Here is an 18,174-nt window from a genome sequence, read left to right as displayed (position 1 = left end):
GACGGCCCGGAGGCGAAAACACGTCCACGGGTTAACGTAGTTCTGATTTCACCACATCCTCGCCGCCTTTCCACAGGCGATAACTGACCTGTATCCCCTGCGGGGCATAGACCACCAGCGGTAGTTTGCTGTTGTAGCGCAGCAGTTTTTCGGAGGCGGCCGGTAACGTCACCAGCCGGGAGGTCTTCTTCGCCGGAATGCAGGCCCGGCGTGTCGAGATAAGCCCGGGTTGCAGAGTGACCCGGTAGTAAGGATATCCCCACCCTTTGGCCGTTTCCTCTGTCATCGAACCGGCAAGGTGCACCAGGTTACAGTCAGTCATCGCTTTTTTACCAATGATCAGCTCCACACGATAGTGCTGTTCATTGCTCAATGGCGGTAACAGGATGACGTTACGTTGCATATGCGCTTCGGCCAGCGGATACGGTTTCATCACCCGGTCTTCATCGGTGGTGGCGGCCTGTGTGATCAGGCTGGTGCCTGTCAGCGGTATAAGCAACATCATCCACGTAAATTTTCGCATAAGATCTCCATAAATCACCGGTAATTGCTGCCCGGGAGCGCTGCCAGACAGTGACTCCCGTAGCGTGACACTGCTTAATGGCATCCTGACCGTGAACCGCATCCCTGGCAACCTCCGCAGGCAGAGACCGGGACAGATTGCACGGAAATACGCGGTTTACACCGGCCCAGAATTCCGACCAGGATCAGGTTATAAAGAATTACCGCAAAGAGTATGGCCCCGGCCCTGAGCGGAGAAGATGAAAAACTGAGGATCTGCCAGACAACCGTCGCCACCGACCAGGCGGTACTCAGTCCCCAGAAGACAGAAAACAGCATCCAGCCACGGCTGCTTTCCCGGGCAATCGCCCCTATCACAGAGGCGCAGGGCACATACAGCAGAACAAAAAGCAGATAACAGAAGGCCGCCCCGCTGCTGGCAAATTTCTGGTGCATCACCTTCAGGGCGCCGCTGCTGATCTCCGCATCGCCCTGGCTGGCCGCGATAGGATTTTCCAGCACCTGTAACGTGAACGTGGTCGCCAGACTCTCGCGGGTTTCCTGCCAGGCGGCAGCAAGTTCACTGAGGGGGCGGAACGTCTCAGGGTCAAAACGGTCCTCATCGATCACCTGCGAGGTATAGAGCGTGTTCAGCGTTCCAATCACCACTTCTTTGGCCATCGCCCCGGTGATCAGTCCGACCGTTGCCTGCCAGTTATCCGGCTGCACCCCGAACGGGGTCAGCAGCGGTGTCAGTGCTTTACTGACTGTCTCCAGCGCGGCCTCCTCTCCGGGCCCCGCCGGGTGCCCCTGCAGAGTAAAGCTGTTCAGCCCGCTGATCAGCAGGCTTACCATCACAATGACCTTTCCGGCGCGCCAGACGAACTCCCGCAGACGCTGCCAGCTCTGTAATCCGACACTTTTCAGGTGCGGCAGGTGATACAGCGGTAACTCCATTACAAAAGGACTGGCTTCACCACGCAGCAGGGTATGTTTCAGTAATAATCCGGTCAGTATGGCAACGAGGATGCCGCAGAGGTAGAGACCGAATACCGCCAGCGCCCCGTGGCTGCTAAAAAAGACCGACGAAAAGACAGCAAAAATCGCCAGCCTGGCACCGCAGGACATAAACGGGGCCATCAGCAGGGTCATTAACCGCTCCCGGGGGACATCCAGCGTCCGGGTTCCCATCACCGAGGGAACGTTACACCCGAAGCCGATGATCAGCGGGACAAACGATTTCCCCGGCAGTCCCAGCGACTGCATCATCCTGTCCATCACAAAGGCGGCGCGGGCCATATAGCCGGCATCTTCCAGGAACGCCATCAACAGGTACATGATGCCGATTTGCGGAATCAGGGGGAGGACGGTGGTGATCCCGCCGCCAATGCCACTGGCCAGAAAATCCGTGACCCCGGGTGGCAGACGACTCATCCACCCCAGCCACTGGATGCCGTGCACAAACAGGGTGACAGAACCGGACTCGAAAAGAGGCTGTAAGGCCCCTCCGACGTTGATGGCCAGGAAAAACATCAGGTACATCAGCAGCAGAAAAACGGGTAACCCCAGCCAGCGATCCATTGCCAGCCGATCCAGCCAGAGCGTCAGCCGGTGAGGTTTGGCAACCCGATGGTGGGTGACTTCCTGCGCCAATTCCCGGCAACGCTGCTGACGATACCCGGCGATCTGCAACGCCATCGTATCGGACTTTTCTGCCTCCGGCAGTATTTCTGACAGAATCTCCTGGCTCAGAAACCGGCGGCTATAGAGGTCACCTTCCAGCACCTGTAATCCCAGCCAGGTCTGTAACTGTGGAGAAAAGTGCCCGGTGATATTCTCTGAAATCTGCCGGCGAATAGCGGCCAGTTCCGCCGGGAGTTCCAGTGAACAGGCTGTGCCGGGGCCGTGTGTCTGAAGGTGAGCAATGGCATGTTTCAGGGCCTGTATCCCTTCTCCGCGCGTTGAGACCATCGGGATCACCGGGCATCCCAGCGCACGGCTCAGCAGATCAATATCAGGGACGACATCACGCTGCTGTGCCACATCCATCATATTCAACACCACAATACAGGGGATACCCGTTTCCCTGAGCTGTAACGTCAGCCAGAGATTCCGTTGCAGTGCTGCGGCATCCACCACGTTAATCAGTAATGCGGCATCCTGTTGCAGGATGAACTCACTGGCAATCTGCTCATCCAGTGAGGTCTCCGGCGAGGTCATGGTCAGTGAATAAAGCCCTGGCAGATCCACCAGCCGGACCAGGGCATCCCCGGCCGAAAAAAACCCCTCTTTTCTTTCTACCGTGACCCCCGCCCAGTTGCCTACCCGCTGTGAGGCGCCGGTCAGCTGATTAAATAACGTGGTCTTACCGGTGTTCGGGTTACCCGCCAGCCCGATGGTTAATGGTTGCTGACTCATACTGACGCGCTCCTTTCACTGATCGGTAAGGGTTCCAGTTGCAGCAATGCCAGGTCTCTGCGGCGTATCATAATGGTCAGTGTCGGCGTACTGATTTCCAGCGGGTCACCCAGCGGAGCCGCCCTGACGACCTCAAAATCTGCCCCCGGCAGCAGACCCAGTGACAATAGTTTCTGACGAAAGGCCGCCGACGTTTGCGGACTGATGGCCCGGATCCGATAGCGGCAAAAGGGTTTGACTGGCATAAGCTGTCCTTACTCGGTTGAAACCCGTCACGGGCGGTAGAGTTTCAGTATAATGAGAATCGTTCTCATATAATTTGATGTAAGACAAGCGGGGAGAAAAAATACCGGATGAAGGAACACCGGCGAACCTGCGGGGATAATTACCGAAAACAGGGCAGATAAGCCGTCAGTGGGTATCAGCTTATCTGCCGGATGATTATAACGGTTTCAGTGACAACAGACCGGCTCCGCGGATAAAATCGTTCAGCTTTGCCGGTGTCGGTAACGCCGGTAAAGCCCCTTTGTGGGTGGTGGCGAGTGCCCCGCAGGCTCCTGCCTGTGACAGCAATGCGCTCAGCCGTCCGGTTTCCGGCAGCCCGTGTCGTGCCAGCCATGATAACAGCCCGGCCATAAAGGCATCGCCGGCGCCGGTCGTATCAATACTTTTGACGTTGTAGCCGGGGAAGCTGAACTTTTCCTGCCCGTAGAAGACAATCCCGCCCTCTTTACCCCGGGTGATCACCTTCAGCGGGGCCGGATAGCGTGACAGTAAGTCCAGTGCTTCATCCCAGTCAGAGGTTTCATCTTCCGTCAGCCAGAACAGCTCTTCATCCGAAAGTTTCAGAATATCCGCACTGCCGCACTGTTGTTCGATGATACGACGCATCTCGGCTTTGTCTGTCCACATCTGTTCCCGCAGGTTTACGTCAAAGCTGACCCATCCTTCGCGGGCTTTCACTTTTTTGCTGGCCTGAACCACCGCCTCACGGCAGCTTTCGGCAGCCAGTGCCAGTGAACAGTAATGCAGGATATCTTTACCAAATACCGGCAGATCCCGGGAGGTCAGAAACTGGTCGGCGGAAGGATTAACCAGGAAGGAGAAACTGCGTTCACCGCTGGTCGCCAGATCCACCACCACCGTACTGGTACGGTGTGTCTCATCGGTCAGCATAGATTCTGTGCCGACCCCCTGCTCTTCCAGCGTACGTTTCAGGAAACGGCCAAAAGGATCATTTCCGATGCGGCCGATAAACGCACTGTCACCCGCGAGCCTGGCCACACCCACGGCAACATTCAGGGGTGCACCTCCTGCGCAGGCCTGGTAATTCATATCACCGGCAGGGAGTAAATCGACGACTGCGTCACCCAGAGCCCAAATTTTCATCATATATCCTCGTTACTGACGGCCAGCCATGTGCATCGTCCACAGCCCGACTCTTCATTTTATCTTTAATCTGAAATCTTCACCGACAGAAGGCCGGGAGGGAAATTATAGCGTTAAATACTGAAGGCTCCGCCATAACCTAACGATTTGTCGACTATTTTATCTGATAAGTTCACTACAATGACAGTGCGAATGCGACAGTATTGCTCCTAAAGTCTGAACTTCTTACGGATATTCTTAACTTTAATTACTCGTTCAGTCCATCAGATCCCTTAGCCCCGATAACATATAACTTTTTATTATGATAAATTACCCCCACTTTTTTTTCTCACCAGGTGGATACATTCGCAGAATGATTAAATGTTGGTCAAAAGAAGAGACTTTGTGGAGTTTTGCGCTATATGGTACTGCTGTCGGCGCCGGGACATTATTTTTGCCTATTCAGTTAGGATCGGCCGGGGCGGTAGTGTTATTTCTGACCGCCTTACTCGCCTGGCCCTTAACCTACTGGCCGCACAAAGCGTTATGTCAGTTTATTCTGGCCTCGAAAGCTGATAACCAGCAGGAGGGTATTACCTCTGCCGTTCAGCAATTTTTCGGTAAAAAAATCGGTAACCTGATTTCGATCCTTTACTTCGTCGCGTTCTTTGTCGTGATTCTGATCTACGCTGTCGCCATCACCAATTCACTGGCTGAACAGCTGGCGAAGCATACGGTGGTCGGTGAAGGTACGCGGATTTTGCTCAGTCTGGGCGTGGTCGCGACCCTGAATCTGATTTTTCTGACCGGGCGGCATGTGACGATAAAGGTCATGGGGTTTCTGGTATTCCCGCTGATAGCCTATTTTCTGTTTCTCTCGGTGTACCTCAGCAGTCACTGGCAGCCTTCCCTGCTCTCGTCCGGGTTGACCTATACGCCTGATACGCTGCATGACATCTGGTTTTCGATTCCTGTGATGGTTTTCGCGTTTAGTCATACACCTATCATTTCTACTTTTTCCGTGGCTCAACGCGAGAAGTATCATGATCAGGCGATGGCTAAATGCAAAAAAATCATGAAAGTGGCTTATCTGATTATCTGTCTGAGTGTCATGTTTTTTGTCTTTAGCTGTTTTATGGCGATCCCGGCCGCCGATGTGGAAATCGCTAAGACGCAGGGACTGACCATTCTGTCTGCATTGTCGATGATGTCTTCGTCGGCGGGCTGGCTGAGCGCCTCGGGGATCATTGTCGCCGTTGTGGCAATGTCAAAATCCTTCCTCGGGACCTACTTCGGGGTCATTGAAGGTGCTACTCAGGTTGTGTCTTCATCCGCACAGTTGGCCGGCTTCAGGCCCGGCCCCGGACTGAGCCGCGCATTATCGGTGGCGATAGTGTCTCTGCTCACCTTTATTGTGTGCTGTATTAACCCGAATGCGCTCTCGATGATTTATGCCATCAGTGGCCCGTTAATCGCGTTGATCCTGTTTATTATGCCGACGCTTTCGACCTGGCTGGTCCCGGCGCTACGCCCTTACCGGTCTGTGGCCAATTTTCTGGTACTGATCGTGGGTCTGTTATGTGTTTCGGTAATGTTTTTTAAATAAGTTCTGCCGTGGCCCGTGAGTTAGCGGGCCACGACTTTTCAGCGTCTGCGCTCGTTCTCCGCATTTCACCGTCGGGTTGTGCTTCCCGCTTTCCGCCTTCTATCCTCTGCATTCCATCTTTTGCTTTTGCGTTCTGAGCCCTGTATGCCGGCTCCTTTTTATCAGCTTTTGTTCCGGTCTCTGCTTTTTGGAGCCTGTTCTCTCCATCCCGCATTCCGCTGTTTGGATTCCGCGTTTTACTGTCCGGCTACTCCTTTCCAGGCTCAGAGCCCTGTATGCCGGCTTCTTATTATCAGCTTCTGTTTTCCAGTCTCTGCTTTTGGAGCCTGTTATTTGTATTCCGCCTTCTGCTGTCTGTGTCACGCGTTTTACTGTTCGGCTGCTTCCTTCTGCGCTCTTTATTCCGGCTTCCTTTTATCAGCTTCTGTTTTCCAGTCTCTGCTTTTGGAGCCTGTTCTTTGCATTCCACTTTCTGCTGTCTGTGTCACGCGTTTTACTGTTCGGCTGCTTCCTTCTGCGCTCTTTATTCCGGCTTCTTTTTATCAGCTTCTGTTTTCCGGTCTCTGCTTTTGGATTCCGCCTTCTGCTGTCTGCCTTCTCCCTTTCGCATTTTGCCTTTTGCCTTTTGCCTTTTGCCTTTTGCATTTTGCATTTTGCATTTTGCATTTTGATTTTTTCAATCAGGCTTCTGTTCCCATTGCAGACCTGTGCACGGCTGCTTATCCGGAAAACGTTCTGCCCGTTTCCATAGGAATCTCCGGTCCGGCGCAATAGACCGTACAGCAGCGATCATTCGCTTAACTGCCCTTCCTGATTGTCGTTCAGCCACGACTAAGCGGGAAAAAGGAAAATGACGTCGCATGACGCAGTGCTGGCCTGACGTCCCGGGCGGAATATCCGTGATAAATGATAGGGTGATTGGGTGATTGGGTGATTGGGTGATTGGGATGTTACCACTGAGACCACTGATATAGATGGTATGGGTGATATGACGGATATGGGTGATATATGAAATAACCGGTGTAACTTATATGACCCATACCACTGATATAAATGACAGGACGGTTGTCGCTGATATGACCGCACCGCTGAGAGCCGACCTCTCAGCTTAGATGCCCGGTGCCTGTCAGAATTCGGGCGAACATCGCATATTCACAGCTTGCAGACTATTCTGATAATGTTCTCTTTCGTTATCATAAGAGGCACTTTCTCTCTGAATCGGGTACATAGTAATAAGGTTAACTTGATCATGGAGGTTTACATGCTGGCATCTGCCATCAGCCTGGTACGTTCTAAGGCAGGTTTTGTTCAACAGTTTATCCGTAACCCCAGAAAAGTCGGCAGCATTACCCCATCATCGATGGCCTTGTGTGAATCTATGGCTAACTGTGCAGACTGGACCACAGTTCAGAATGTCGCGGAACTGGGTGCCGGAGACGGTGTTCTTACTAAAGTTTTACTGAAGCATATGCCGGCTGACGCGGCGATAGATGTGTTTGAAATCAGTCAGCCACTGGTTTCCCGGTTACGGGCAATCAATGATCCCCGCCTGCAGGTCCACGCAAAATCAGCTGAACGACTGCAGGGCCGGTATGATGCGATTTTCTCCGGTTTACCGCTGCTTTCACTACCGGTACCGGTGCGGCATGCAATACTTTCCGCCGTTCACCAGGCTCTGACACCCGGCGGTGTTTTCGTGCAGTTCCAGTATACCTCTTTAACCCAGTCTGAGCTTTCGCGCTACTTTACCTGGCAGCGACAACGGGTATTAAAAAACGTGCCACCCGCCTGGGTCTATAGCTGTACTCACCACTGGTCGGAAAGCTGACCGATCCGGAATTCCGGGTGACAGACGATAACACCCGGTCTGTGCTTGCAGCGGATTACTCTGCCGGATCCGAATCCTGTTGCTCCGCCAGCTCTTCATACATCGCCTGAATCGCTCCGCGGGCAATCGACGCCAGAGTGCGGTAAAACGGTGTCCGTGCATGGGCTTCTGTTTTGCCCAGGAAGGCCCCACACCATGGCAGCAGATACTGATCGAATAACGTAAATTGTGCCAGATACTCATCCTGCTGAGACTGATCCTCCAGCCAGGAGGTTGCCAGTAACAACATACCAAAATGATCTGCCGGAGTATCGGTCAGTGGCATGCCGCGCTGCTGAAGAAACGACCGCACCTCCTCTTCACGGGGACCCTTTTCCCACTGAGAGCCGAACGGGGAAACCGCCGGCTGTTCACCGCCAAACAGCGCCTGGTAGTCTGCTTCCAGCTCTGGCAGGTCACAATTATTCTGCAATGTTTTCAGCAGGTCGTCCTGTTCGAGTGGCCACTGTGGCTGCAGCTTACCTTCACGGATCAGTGTGAACAGGGGCTGTAAAACAGGATCATTCGGGGCACGGTTAAATAATGAGCCGAGGATACGGCAGATTAGCGAAAATTCATTCATTGAGGTTATCTCTTGCAAAGTTCAGTGTTGATGCGGGCCGCCGATCACCAAACTCAGCGATTCACCCCACGCTTTCTCAGGCGCCGTATTTAATGTTGCCTGCTACGCCTTGTCAATGCCGGCAACCGATTTATCGCTGCGGTCAGCCATCTCTCCCGGAGATCCGGAGTATGTTCCGTCCGGCCAGGCGAGTTTATCTGAGGTCAGGCTGCAGAGTTTTCCATAGTATGCCGCACAATCATTGCTGGCCGGAACGACCGCTAATCCCTGCCTGCCGTCTGTCACATGCCCTGACCGGCAGCGGGTCCGGTAAGTAAAAAGTGGCCAGCGTAAACAGCGATACCGCGCGGGGGCGATGGTTTTCCTGCTACACCGGGGCTCCCGGCTGCGGTTTTCATCACAGGCCATTAGGGCGGGACTCTCCGGCTGTCTCTGAGGTCATTCCCTGATGTCCTGCCAGCGATAGCGCTGAGCGCGGCCGGAAAATGCCATAAAAAAAGGCCATCCGGAGATGGCCTTTTTCTGAAAGACGAATCAGCTTCTGACTTTTCTGTAAATCCACAGCACGACCAGAGATCCAATCACCGCGACAACGAAACTGCCGAAGTTAAATCCATCCACTTTCCCGAAACCGAAAAGGGTGCTGATCCAACCGCCGACAACCGCGCCGATAATCCCCAGGATAACGGTGACAAAGAACCCGCCGCCATCTTTACCTGGCATAATCCATTTGGCGAGAATACCTGCAATCAGGCCAAAGATAATCCATGAAATAATGCCCATAACTGCTCCTTACATGAAATGAGTCTGCGTCAAATTTTGCCCGCTGGCCCGGATTTCCGGTCACCGGGAGTGATAACCCTCACACCTGGCAGAGGTTATCCGTGATATAGCCTGGCACATTTTCAGGCATTGTCACGTTACGCATAAGATTTTGCTATAAATAGTAGCGGAACAGGAAATTGTCTGCCGCCGGAGATAAGTATAGTAACAGAAAGGGAATTATGCGATATCCGCAGCGAATACTATGACCGGATGGCGCTTTTTTCACCCGCCGGTCATTCGCAGGTATCAGCTATCCTGATAGGCGTTGGTGACTTTCCATAAATAACGCGGCGCCTGGCTCGCAGGATGTTTGCGCTCAATATAACGATAAAATTGCTGCGGCGTCATATCATTGATCATGGCAATCGCCCGCTCACGGTCAGAAGAGAACGTACGTAATAATGCACCCGCACCGTTTGAATAGGAAACAATCGTGGCGTAACGCATCGTCACCGGATTATGGATGCCTGACAACATGGTCTTCTGCAGGATCCTGATATAGGCCGTACCGATTTCAATATTTCTTGCCGGGTCTTTCAGGTCTCTGCGGCTTGGCTCGCCATGTTTGCCCTGGGCCCGATAAACTTCACGGCCGGCAGTGGAGGCTTTTATCTGCATCAGGCCGACCGCGTCGGAACGGCTGACCGCATTAGGATTTCCACCGGACTCGACACTAATAATGGCGCTGATTAAACGTTGATCAACACCATAATGACTGGCAGCGTCTTCGGTAAAAATAGACCAATTATCATTGGTCAGAACTTTTGAGGGTGGTGCTTCAATTAAAGGTGTATATTTCTGCTGTGCAATTTGTTGCCGGGGCGGCTCACTGGCACATCCTGCCAGGAATAAGGCAGAAAGCACAAGATACTTTATTTTCACGTGTTTTTATCCTGATAGTTTTGCGTCGCCTATGATACAGGGTTAGAACCCGGGTGAAATTACCGTTTGTCTGAAATCACCGGTGGCTTAAAGACGTGACTTCGACGGCTGTTTTCTTCATGATGTTATCTGTGTTGTTTACTTTCTCCTGAAGACGATAATGCTATGACTTCCCGATATACTATCCGACTGATTGCCCCTTCCGGTTATTGCATCAATCAGGCAGCGGCCTGGCGCGGCGTTAAATACCTGCAGGATCTCGGTCACCGGCCGGAGAACACGGAGGTCATCACGCGGCGTTTCCAGCGGTTTGCCGGTACCGATACTGAACGCCTGGCAGACCTGAATGACCTGGCCGACAGCCCCTCGCTACCCGATATCGCTTTGGCTGTCCGGGGTGGCTATGGTGCAGGCCGGTTACTCTGCGATATCCGTTATACCGCCCTGGCGGATCGCCTCGCTCAGCATCCCGTAGCGCTGTGTGGCCACAGCGACTTTACCGCCATACAACTGGCGCTGTTCGCTCAGACCGGATTCATCACCTACAGTGCGCCGATGCTTGCCGGTAATTTTGGTGCAGAACACCCTTCCGCATTTACCCTGCAACACTTCCGCGACATCCTGAGGCAAAAAAGTTATACCATCCGCTGGCGCGGAAATACACCAGAAAATCTGTCACTGAAAGGGACGCTTTGGGGAGGAAACCTGGCTATGTTGTGCTCGCTGACGGGGACGCCGTGGATGCCGGTGGTGGGGCAAGGGATTCTGGTGATTGAAGATGTGAATGAGCACCCTTTCCGGGTGGAACGGATGCTGCTGCAACTCTGGCATGCCGGTATTCTGCAACAGCAGCAAGCCGTGATCCTCGGAAGCTTCAGCGGCGCGACACTGTCTGAGTATGATCAGGGGTTCAGTTACGACACGGTATGGCAGACTTTGCGCGAGCTGAGCGGGATCCCGTTTATTTCCGGACTGCCTTTTGGCCACGAGCAGGAGACCGTCACACTGCCTATCGGCGCCAGCGCTCACCTGCAGGTCGCGGACGGCGACTGTTCGCTGACACTGACCGGGCATCCGCTTCCGCCCGCATCCCTGACTCACGAATAGCGGTGTTCTGCGCGGCGGCCGTCTCCGGCTTCGTCATTTTGCGCCGTGTGGGTATCACTCCACGGCGTCAGCGTCAGTAACGGATCAGGACGGGTATAAGTTCTTTCGCAGGGGACCAGTGCCGTCGTACCAGCATACACAAAAAAGGTATTCTGTGTCGCTTTATCTACCATCAACTGGTCTCCGTTACGAAACAGGGTGATCCATACCGGCTGGCCGTCATTGAGCCGGGTCCTCTCCTGGCCCGCGGCTATCTGGAAGTTATCGTTGTCCCACATCAGGGTTGAGATACCGTACTCCGCACGATCAATCGTCATGGTATCCCGCCCCGGACAGGAGATCTGAAACTCATCGCCATCATTGGGCGGAGTTAAAGCCAGCGCGGCCGTCAGCGGCGTCATTATTGCCAGTGTAGTGACCAGTATTTTATTCATCATTCGTCCCGGAATATCTTCTGTCAGAAATATCTGTATTACCCCGGTCACGATATCGCTGTTGCACGACAGAAAAAGTCGCAGTACGTTACAACATTATAAAATTCATGACGGGTTATGACTATCTCATGAGCATTCAGACCGGGCCGTTACCTGCCCGCGCGCAACTCTTCCGGCGACTGGCCGCTTCACGATTCCGCAGTCGCTTCCATCTCGGGGATAAAGAAAGGCAGTACTGTCTGGATAAGGGGGCCGGGGTCGTGATGAGCCATGCCGCAGATTTTGTCCGTGAACGCCTCTCTGCTGCTGAACCGGCCAATGATGGCCGGCAGACGCCGATGCGCGGGCATCCGGTATTTATTGCGCAGCACGCAACAGCAACCTGTTGCCGGGGGTGTCTGCAAAAGTGGCACAACATAGCGCAGCATCAGCCGCTGGATGAGCACCAGCAGCAATATATCTGCGATGTGCTGTTCAGCTGGTTACAGCAGGAAATTAACCGGCCCTGAATACGATAAGCACCCCCGGCGCCGTCCACCGATGACAGATTTACTGATAAGTCAGTCAGATAACGTCCGGGTGCCGGACTGAGAAGCGAAGAGCTGAGAGGATGTTTTGCTTTTCTGATCATCGTTTTTTTACTGCCGGTGCTTGCCGGTTGTACATCTTCACCGAAAGGGGCGGGTGTACCGTTATAGCCCCGCCCCTGCAGGGAGGGCCCCACAGGCCCGTGGCGCCGCGGATAGCCGAGCAGGATAGCCATGTTCCCCTGCCCCGGGACAGAATCAGTGCAGATAGCGGATGACAGAAATCTTCTGACCCCGCGTGCTACCTCCCCCCGGTGATCATCCTGCAGGGGGCATGCCCGCCGTCTTCCGGCTGATCGTGTCAGGCTGAGGGATGCCCCGCGGAATCTGAGGGTAGCCTGACAATGTCCCCCTGCCGGTCGGGTCATCATCATCAACCAGGATGATGTTTCTTCTGTTGCTGTGACATATTTTGTAGTAATTTTTTATCCGTCTTCAGATAACAAGGAGTTAAGCCATGCGGGCTTTACCAAAATGGGCAACCTCACTACTGAGTGTTGTTCCGGTCGTCTTTTGTTTTTCAGTTTCCGCCTCCCCTTGCCTGCAAAATCGCGCAGCCATTGATATCGGTTCCGGCAGTACGAAAATAGCGGTGGCCGAAGTCGATACCTGCCAGCATCAAATCCGTAAAATGCTTTATCAGCAGCAACTGCCGGTATCTTATAACGATGCACTGATGCATGCGACAGACAGTCGCTTACCGGATAGCATCATCGGTCAGGGGCTGGATGCCCTTAAGCAGGAAATAAAACAGGTCAATCGTTTCCATCCGGTCACTATTGAAGGCGTTGCGACTGCGGTGTTCCGTAATGCAGAAAACGGACAGCAGGTTGTTCAGTTATTTAATCAGCAAACCCCGGCGCATATTCGCATTATCAGCCAGCAGCAGGAAGCCCTGCTCGGTTTTGCCTCGGCAAAGGCAGCATTAAATCAATCCGGGGTAAAAAACGACGATATCCTTGTCTGGGATATCGGTGGCGGATCCATGCAGATGACCACCTGGGATAGGCAGAGCGGGCGTCTGACTCCCGTGATTTACCAGGGTAAACTGGCCTCGGTCACTCTGAAAAATTACATTGTCAGCCTGTTAAAACATCAGCCACTCCGCCCTGACAGTTCGCCTAATCCGATAGGTCATGATGCCGGTGACGCCCTGAAGTTTGTGGAATTCTATGCCAGCAATGATGTGGATGCCTCACTGAAGCGGCTGATCCCACACCGTAAAATTATCGGCATCGGCGGAGTGCATGATTATTCCCTGCGTCAGCAATTTGCGGATAAGCCTGACAGCTATACACTGACACAGCTATCCACCCTGGCGGGACAGCAGGTGACTAAGGGTGATAATGAATTGCATGGCGATTACCGGGCCACAGATGTCAGTAACCTCCTGCTGGTGGAAGGCTATATGCGCGCACTGAACATTCCTGAAGTCACCCTGGTGAAAGCCAGTCTTGTCCAGGGATTACTGGTTCGCTAAAGACCAATATCTGTAGCAATAAACCCCCGCTCATCAGAAAATTCTGGTTCCCTGATGGGGAAAAAAACCTCTGCTATACTTAAATTGATTTTACATAACAGTGAAACAAAGGAGAGTTTGCATGATTGGTAAAGTACAGGATAAAGCTGAAGAACTGGCAGGTGCAGCACAGGAAACTTATGGTGATGTGACTGATTCACCAGAGCATTCTGTTAAAGGTGCTGCACGTAAATATGCCTCCCAGGCAAGCTATGCGGTTCGCGATGCTGCTGATACGATCAAGACTCAGGTATCTGATAAGCCCTATGCCGGTGTTGCTATTGCAGCGGCAGTGGGCGTTGTCTTCGGTTACCTGCTGGGACGTAAATAATTTTCTGAATTAGTCCCGGATCCGGAAGTCTCTTCCGGCTCAGGTACGACTCTCTTACCCCGCGACTTCGGTTGCGGGGTTTTTTATTTTTGCAGCAGTAACGTCATACCGCCCTTTACCGTCGTACATTGCGGCGACACCGTACGTTTCCCTGCATCTTCTGAAACACCCTGTGCCACCCCTGCCGCACATTTAAATTAACCTGTTGATATTAAAATATTTTCACCCATGACAGCGAATTATCAAAAAATTTTTTTGATGAATTCATTGAGCGGGCTTGCAATTGAGAATGATTACCACTATCTTTAGCTTTATCGAATACCTGACTGATTTAATCAGGTATTTGATACGACATTGCTCACATTGCTTCCAGTTATCTTTGCCCGCTGACCGCGGGCTTTTTTTTGCCCGGAAAAGAGGTCAGCGCCTGATTTAACGTACGGAAAGAATATCTGTGAAAGGAAAAGCCCGTTTGACAGAGTCTGTCAGAGCGTCTGACAGTACTCAGGGTGATAAGGCATTAGCCGAGGTGAATACAACCATTGACCAGGTTTGCGACTCCGTCAGGATTCATTTCGACTTTCTCCTGCATGCCGTTGGCCAGTTTAACCATAAACGATTTGTTATCGCTGTTCAGATGACCGCTTTCAATTTCTGTCATTTCCGTGACAGCCACATAACAATAACGCCCGTGTAAAAACATTTTTGCCAGCATAAAGACTCCTTTTTGATTACCGGTAAAATTATCCTTTACCAATGTTACAACCATTTTGCAGTGTATGTTTTCCATAAGTGGCAACAGAAAAATTTCGCTGCCATAACATGCCTCACCGGAGGGCTAACGCCCATGATCCGGATCATAGAAAAGGCTTTTTTCAGTCAAAATCCGTCGGTTGCGCCGGGTTCTCCGGCATAGTCCCTCTGCCCTGCCGGGACACCGGAAATAAAAACTTCGCAGTAACTCCGCCACTCTCCCGCTGTTACAGCGCCTGTCAGTAATTTAACTCTCAATGACAGTAATTTACTGTCGGGCATTTAGGATGCTGTGGACACTTTCACGGAGAGCAATGCATGAAGAAAAGATCCTTTGCCCTACTGTTTTTATTTATTTCCGTTGCGCCTTTTGCCAGGCCGCTGCATTCGCAGATGCCCCCTGTGCATGCAGGTTACCGGCAACCGACGGTAGCTGATACTGCAGAAATCCCCGACGAACATATTCGCGAACCTATGACCCGCGATAAATTCTGAGTATTTCCGGTCTCCGGCAGTCTGGAACACTATAATGCGGCGGGCTGTCCTGCATCACAGGGAGGGCCGCTCGGCTGTCCGCGGACAACACAGTCTCTTTACTCCGGAGATTTGCGGGCCGGGGGCGGGGTAAGCCTGCACTGATGCCCTGCTTCCTCAGCAGCATCTCTCTGCAGAAAGAGTATCGTCAGCGAGTTCCCTGCGCGACTGTTAACTGAGTATAGTAGCGGATAGCAGATTCAGCGAGGTTTGACGCCGTATCTATAAATAGTGGCCGGCCCGGCTCCGGCGGGATCAGCGGGCTGATATCTGTACAGGCAATGAGAACAGCATCCGCCTGACAAAGGGTGGGATGGCTCAGCACCGCCTGCCAGCAGCTCCTCACCTGCGGGACCGCAAACCCGCTTTCTTTAATCAGCCGGATAAGGATTGTGACCAGGCTTCTTAATTCCGCTGAATCAGAGACTTCCCTGCCGGTGGCCAGGATCTTCTCCTGCCAGAACCCGGCATCCATGACCGGTTCCGTTGCCAGAACCGCAACTTTCTGCACTGTCGCCGGAAGCTGCCGGACTGCGCTTTCGGCAATATGCAGCACCGGCACGTTTCCGGCGGCCTGTATCATCTCCTTAAAATAGCAGTGCGCCAGATTACAGGGCACCACAATAACATCGGTCTGTGCCCGGACCAGAGACTGAACGCCCTGACTGAGGGCACGGGTCATGGCTGCATCGTCAACCGGATGACCTGGCCGGAAAGGTGTCGGCAATGAAATAATATGCATGAGCGGGAAATCTTCATCGTTGCAGGCCCCATACTGAGACTGGCAAGCGGAAATCAGCATGTCGATAAACGGGGCGGTGGAACGCGGCCCCATGCCGGCAAGCACACCGATAGAAACTGTCATCATTATCCTTTACGGTGAATAAAACAGAGCCTGAAGGCACAATACTGTCGTATCTCTCCTTCAGGCCCCTGAAAACTTTAAGACTACGTAACTCCCCGGGAAGAAGGTGCCAAAAGCTGTCAGTTTATGGCAGCCGAAGTCCCCTGCCGGGTAGTGTCTGACAGGCGGCACCTTTCGCAGGTGGCGCGGTGTCAGGGTATTTATCGTCGGGCGTAATGTACACCTGGGTTGTCGCCACAAAACCATCGCTGAAAGTGGCTTCAAGGTAAGTGGCCTGCCATCCTCTTTCGGGGGTTGTCAGCGGAATGTTCAGTGTATCACTTTTGCCGGATAAACTAACGGGGGTGGAGCGGTATTGTATATCGCAGGCATAGCGAAAATCCCTCGCAGCCGGGTTGCTGGCTGTCCATTGCAGCAGGGTGGCCGGCTTTTCGGTAAAAGTGACGGTCAGTTGTGGTTTTCCGTCCCTGCCAGGTTGCAGGCTTTCCGAAATTTCTGGCAACCGTTGTTTATTCAGGAAGCGATTCACAAACGTGATCAAAGACGACTCAGCCACCGACAGGATACCATTATGTGTGGAATTCGGAACCACCCGCAAAGATTTTTCCCCCGGTAACCGATCATAGTAAAAGTGACTGTTGTCAGGCACATAGAAGTCATCACCACTGGCATTAATAATATATTTTTCAATTGCCAGCCGGTTGCCCATGTCCGTATTCAGATAAGCCAACGGGTCTTCCAGCGTCATCAGCGAGGTAAAGGCCGCTGTATCGATCTGCTGGTCGATCCCCTGTTGATAATAAGGATAAAAAGCCAGCGGCCAGTTTTTGCCGTAGGACTGATACATATGCCGGAGTGATTTTTGAGTCTCCAGCAGATCCATCACAAAAGGCACGACCGCATCGACATCCGGATCTGACAACGCCGTCAGCCATGCGGCCCAGCCCCGTTTGGAGGCCCCGGTAACAATAAAACGCGAGATCTTCTGTGGCATCAGTTCCTGTTTCGCCAGCCTGAATGCCTGCGAGACCGACGCCGCCATAGGGATATGCAGGGATATATTCCGGTATTTCTCCGGGTCGCCGGCAAACAGCTTCCAGGAATAGGCCACACTGTCGTCTTCAGCCAGGGGTTTTGCCATCCCCTGATAGTTGAGTACCTGATTAGGCACATTACTGACCGATATCACCACCGTCCGGGTGGCCACCGCGATACGGGCCAGTTCCTGCTCAGTAAAGTTAGTGGGTTCCGCCGGGATCCCGGAACCCTTGTTATTACTGCCGTTATTGATGACCACCAATGCATGGGTCTCTCTGGCGGATTCAGGAATATAGATATCTATCCCGTTCTGCCAGCGTTCCGGTGAAACCACGCCCTGAGGAGACCACTGCTGTGAATTCAGCAGGTATCTGCGCAGCATCACGCCGGGCAGTTGTTTTTTTTCCTGAAGAGAATAATCAACCGGACGTGCCGCAAGAAGCCGCCGGTAATCGGAAATGACATGCGTCAGACTGGCGGTGTTATTTTTCTGCGCAGGAGAAGACAACGCCAGACTGGCGGGTGAAATAAACAACAGGGCCAGACAAAGTACTCTCACTTTCATCTTAAGATTCCTTTCAGAGATAATATGAAATCATTTTTTGCAGTCCGGAGCATGATAACCGCCCTCTCTCAGAGGAAACCTGATCCCTGTCCCGCAAACGAATAACCGTTTCCCGTAGGGTTTATCGTCCCTTCCGGGCTGACAGCGTGGTGTACCAGGGTTAGCTGTTCAAACGGTGGCATTAAAGGCGGTGCCCCGCTTGTTCATCGGTCTCATGGGGATCTTTTTATTGCGGCGCGGGAGAGCCCCTGGGGTGATGGTCAGGGGAAGCTTCTTACAGGCCGGCGGGTTTAGCCCAATATCCATACGGCGCATCGATATCACGGCGAGCGGCTTTACCGGTAAGGAGCGTGATACCGTCTCCTGTGCAGGACAGGGATTTTCATCCGCG

The 18,174-nt window shown here is 52.8% G+C and carries 20 protein-coding genes; 7 read left to right on the top strand and 13 right to left on the bottom strand.

Annotated features, from left to right (window positions below; genetic code table 11):
* Positions 1-31 precede the first annotated feature (31 nt).
* From ABD035_RS03850 to ABD035_RS03835, 4 genes are all read right to left on the bottom strand, one after another.
* A complete protein-coding gene (locus ABD035_RS03850) occupies positions 32-523 on the bottom strand; it encodes an ecotin family protein (RefSeq protein WP_212712361.1) in 492 nt (163 codons plus the stop codon).
* A 74-nt stretch (positions 524-597) separates the two neighbouring features.
* Positions 598-2,919 carry a Fe(2+) transporter permease subunit FeoB gene (gene feoB, locus ABD035_RS03845; protein WP_343867835.1) on the bottom strand — a complete coding sequence of 774 codons (2,322 nt, stop codon included), beginning with the start codon at positions 2,917-2,919 and terminating at the stop codon, positions 598-600.
* Entirely contained in the window at positions 2,916-3,164 is a 249-nt protein-coding gene (locus ABD035_RS03840) for a FeoA domain-containing protein (RefSeq protein ID WP_343867833.1), read from the bottom strand. The genes feoB and ABD035_RS03840 overlap by 4 nt, the downstream gene beginning before the upstream one ends.
* A 196-nt stretch (positions 3,165-3,360) precedes the next feature.
* Positions 3,361-4,308: an aminoimidazole riboside kinase gene (locus ABD035_RS03835; protein WP_343868203.1), complete on the bottom strand. Its 948-nt coding sequence runs from the start codon at positions 4,306-4,308 to the stop codon at positions 3,361-3,363.
* Positions 4,309-4,660: 352 nt separating this feature from the next.
* Between ABD035_RS03835 and ABD035_RS03830 the strand changes: the two genes are divergently transcribed.
* A complete protein-coding gene (locus ABD035_RS03830) occupies positions 4,661-5,893 on the top strand; it encodes an aromatic amino acid transport family protein (RefSeq protein ID WP_343867831.1) in 1,233 nt (410 codons plus the stop codon).
* 417 nt (positions 5,894-6,310) lie between these two features.
* On the opposite strand, the gene ABD035_RS03825 is transcribed toward ABD035_RS03830, so the two are convergent.
* Positions 6,311-6,559 carry a hypothetical protein gene (locus tag ABD035_RS03825; protein WP_343867829.1) on the bottom strand — a complete coding sequence of 83 codons (249 nt, stop codon included), beginning with the start codon at positions 6,557-6,559 and terminating at the stop codon, positions 6,311-6,313.
* A gap of 595 nt (positions 6,560-7,154) precedes the next feature.
* On the opposite strand from ABD035_RS03825, the gene ABD035_RS03820 reads away from it, so the two are divergent.
* Entirely contained in the window at positions 7,155-7,721 is a 567-nt protein-coding gene (locus ABD035_RS03820) for a class I SAM-dependent methyltransferase (protein ID WP_212712356.1), read from the top strand.
* Positions 7,722-7,776: 55 nt separating this feature from the next.
* On the opposite strand, the gene ABD035_RS03815 is transcribed toward ABD035_RS03820, so the two are convergent.
* The 4 genes from ABD035_RS03815 to emtA all read right to left on the bottom strand — a co-directional run bounded on the left by ABD035_RS03815 (position 7,777) and on the right by emtA (position 10,050).
* Positions 7,777-8,343, bottom strand: a complete 567-nt coding sequence (locus ABD035_RS03815) for a TorD/DmsD family molecular chaperone (protein WP_212712355.1) — start codon at positions 8,341-8,343, stop codon at positions 7,777-7,779.
* Positions 8,344-8,445: 102 nt separating this feature from the next.
* The gene (locus tag ABD035_RS03810) at positions 8,446-8,628 is read right to left on the bottom strand and encodes a hypothetical protein (protein WP_343867826.1); all 183 of its coding nucleotides are present in this window, start codon (positions 8,626-8,628) and stop codon (positions 8,446-8,448) included.
* Between the two features lie 249 nt (positions 8,629-8,877).
* Complete coding sequence (locus tag ABD035_RS03805) at positions 8,878-9,126, bottom strand: GlsB/YeaQ/YmgE family stress response membrane protein (protein WP_212712353.1); 249 nt, start codon at positions 9,124-9,126, stop codon at positions 8,878-8,880.
* 288 nt (positions 9,127-9,414) lie between these two features.
* Complete coding sequence (emtA, locus tag ABD035_RS03800; protein ID WP_343867823.1) at positions 9,415-10,050, bottom strand: membrane-bound lytic murein transglycosylase EmtA; 636 nt, start codon at positions 10,048-10,050, stop codon at positions 9,415-9,417.
* Positions 10,051-10,215: 165 nt separating this feature from the next.
* Between emtA and ldcA the strand changes: the two genes are divergently transcribed.
* Complete coding sequence (gene ldcA / locus ABD035_RS03795) at positions 10,216-11,157, top strand: muramoyltetrapeptide carboxypeptidase (RefSeq protein ID WP_343867821.1); 942 nt, start codon at positions 10,216-10,218, stop codon at positions 11,155-11,157.
* On the opposite strand, the gene ABD035_RS03790 is transcribed toward ldcA, so the two are convergent.
* Positions 11,148-11,594: a hypothetical protein gene (locus ABD035_RS03790; RefSeq protein ID WP_343867819.1), complete on the bottom strand. Its 447-nt coding sequence runs from the start codon at positions 11,592-11,594 to the stop codon at positions 11,148-11,150. The two genes, ldcA and ABD035_RS03790, sit on opposite strands and share 10 nt — an antisense overlap.
* 125 nt (positions 11,595-11,719) lie before the next feature.
* On the opposite strand from ABD035_RS03790, the gene ABD035_RS03785 reads away from it, so the two are divergent.
* The 3 genes from ABD035_RS03785 to ABD035_RS03775 all read left to right on the top strand — a co-directional run bounded on the left by ABD035_RS03785 (position 11,720) and on the right by ABD035_RS03775 (position 14,028).
* Positions 11,720-12,100, top strand: a complete 381-nt coding sequence (locus ABD035_RS03785; protein ID WP_343867817.1) for a DUF4186 domain-containing protein — start codon at positions 11,720-11,722, stop codon at positions 12,098-12,100.
* Positions 12,101-12,635: 535 nt separating this feature from the next.
* On the top strand, positions 12,636-13,658 hold the full coding sequence (locus ABD035_RS03780; RefSeq protein WP_343867815.1) for a Ppx/GppA phosphatase family protein: 1,023 nt from the start codon (positions 12,636-12,638) through the stop codon (positions 13,656-13,658).
* A 121-nt stretch (positions 13,659-13,779) separates the two neighbouring features.
* The gene (locus tag ABD035_RS03775) at positions 13,780-14,028 is read left to right on the top strand and encodes a glycine zipper domain-containing protein (RefSeq protein ID WP_212712347.1); all 249 of its coding nucleotides are present in this window, start codon (positions 13,780-13,782) and stop codon (positions 14,026-14,028) included.
* Between the two features lie 520 nt (positions 14,029-14,548).
* On the opposite strand, the gene ABD035_RS03770 is transcribed toward ABD035_RS03775, so the two are convergent.
* Positions 14,549-14,743, bottom strand: coding sequence for a hypothetical protein (locus ABD035_RS03770; RefSeq protein WP_343867812.1), 195 nt, complete (start codon positions 14,741-14,743; stop codon positions 14,549-14,551).
* Positions 14,744-15,099: 356 nt separating this feature from the next.
* On the opposite strand from ABD035_RS03770, the gene ABD035_RS03765 reads away from it, so the two are divergent.
* A complete protein-coding gene (locus ABD035_RS03765) occupies positions 15,100-15,276 on the top strand; it encodes a hypothetical protein (RefSeq protein ID WP_212712345.1) in 177 nt (58 codons plus the stop codon).
* 187 nt (positions 15,277-15,463) lie between these two features.
* Here the strand turns inward: ABD035_RS03765 and ABD035_RS03760 are convergent, their stop codons facing one another.
* Together ABD035_RS03760 and ABD035_RS03755 are read right to left on the bottom strand one after the other, a co-directional pair.
* Entirely contained in the window at positions 15,464-16,183 is a 720-nt protein-coding gene (locus ABD035_RS03760; RefSeq protein ID WP_343867809.1) for an aspartate/glutamate racemase family protein, read from the bottom strand.
* A gap of 121 nt (positions 16,184-16,304) precedes the next feature.
* Positions 16,305-17,783, bottom strand: a complete 1,479-nt coding sequence (locus ABD035_RS03755) for a PhoPQ-activated pathogenicity-related family protein (protein ID WP_343867807.1) — start codon at positions 17,781-17,783, stop codon at positions 16,305-16,307.
* Between the last annotated feature and the right edge of the window lie 391 nt (positions 17,784-18,174).

The organism is Tatumella terrea, assembly GCF_039523755.1.
Lineage (GTDB): Bacteria > Pseudomonadota > Gammaproteobacteria > Enterobacterales > Enterobacteriaceae > Tatumella > Tatumella terrea.
The sequence above is the reverse complement of the archived record's forward strand: the minus strand, read 5'-3'. Positions and strand labels throughout refer to the sequence as shown.

Bases quoted from the DNA above. Each gene is read 5' to 3' on its own strand.
- ABD035_RS03850 (WP_212712361.1), bottom strand. From the start codon at position 523: ATGCGAAAATTTACGTGGATGATGTTGCTTATACCGCTGACAGGCACC.
- feoB (WP_343867835.1), bottom strand. From the start codon at position 2,919: ATGAGTCAGCAACCATTAACCATCGGGCTGGCGGGTAACCCGAACACC.
- ABD035_RS03840 (WP_343867833.1), bottom strand. From the start codon at position 3,164: ATGCCAGTCAAACCCTTTTGCCGCTATCGGATCCGGGCCATCAGTCCG.
- ABD035_RS03835 (WP_343868203.1), bottom strand. From the start codon at position 4,308: ATGAAAATTTGGGCTCTGGGTGACGCAGTCGTCGATTTACTCCCTGCC.
- ABD035_RS03830 (WP_343867831.1), top strand. From the start codon at position 4,661: ATGATTAAATGTTGGTCAAAAGAAGAGACTTTGTGGAGTTTTGCGCTA.
- ABD035_RS03825 (WP_343867829.1), bottom strand. From the start codon at position 6,559: ATGCAAAATGCAAAATGCAAAATGCAAAAGGCAAAAGGCAAAAGGCAA.
- ABD035_RS03820 (WP_212712356.1), top strand. From the start codon at position 7,155: ATGCTGGCATCTGCCATCAGCCTGGTACGTTCTAAGGCAGGTTTTGTT.
- ABD035_RS03815 (WP_212712355.1), bottom strand. From the start codon at position 8,343: ATGAATGAATTTTCGCTAATCTGCCGTATCCTCGGCTCATTATTTAAC.
- ABD035_RS03805 (WP_212712353.1), bottom strand. From the start codon at position 9,126: ATGGGCATTATTTCATGGATTATCTTTGGCCTGATTGCAGGTATTCTC.
- ldcA (WP_343867821.1), top strand. From the start codon at position 10,216: ATGACTTCCCGATATACTATCCGACTGATTGCCCCTTCCGGTTATTGC.
- ABD035_RS03790 (WP_343867819.1), bottom strand. From the start codon at position 11,594: ATGATGAATAAAATACTGGTCACTACACTGGCAATAATGACGCCGCTG.
- ABD035_RS03785 (WP_343867817.1), top strand. From the start codon at position 11,720: ATGAGCATTCAGACCGGGCCGTTACCTGCCCGCGCGCAACTCTTCCGG.
- ABD035_RS03780 (WP_343867815.1), top strand. From the start codon at position 12,636: ATGCGGGCTTTACCAAAATGGGCAACCTCACTACTGAGTGTTGTTCCG.
- ABD035_RS03775 (WP_212712347.1), top strand. From the start codon at position 13,780: ATGATTGGTAAAGTACAGGATAAAGCTGAAGAACTGGCAGGTGCAGCA.
- ABD035_RS03770 (WP_343867812.1), bottom strand. From the start codon at position 14,743: ATGCTGGCAAAAATGTTTTTACACGGGCGTTATTGTTATGTGGCTGTC.
- ABD035_RS03765 (WP_212712345.1), top strand. From the start codon at position 15,100: ATGAAGAAAAGATCCTTTGCCCTACTGTTTTTATTTATTTCCGTTGCG.
- ABD035_RS03760 (WP_343867809.1), bottom strand. From the start codon at position 16,183: ATGATGACAGTTTCTATCGGTGTGCTTGCCGGCATGGGGCCGCGTTCC.
- ABD035_RS03755 (WP_343867807.1), bottom strand. From the start codon at position 17,783: ATGAAAGTGAGAGTACTTTGTCTGGCCCTGTTGTTTATTTCACCCGCC.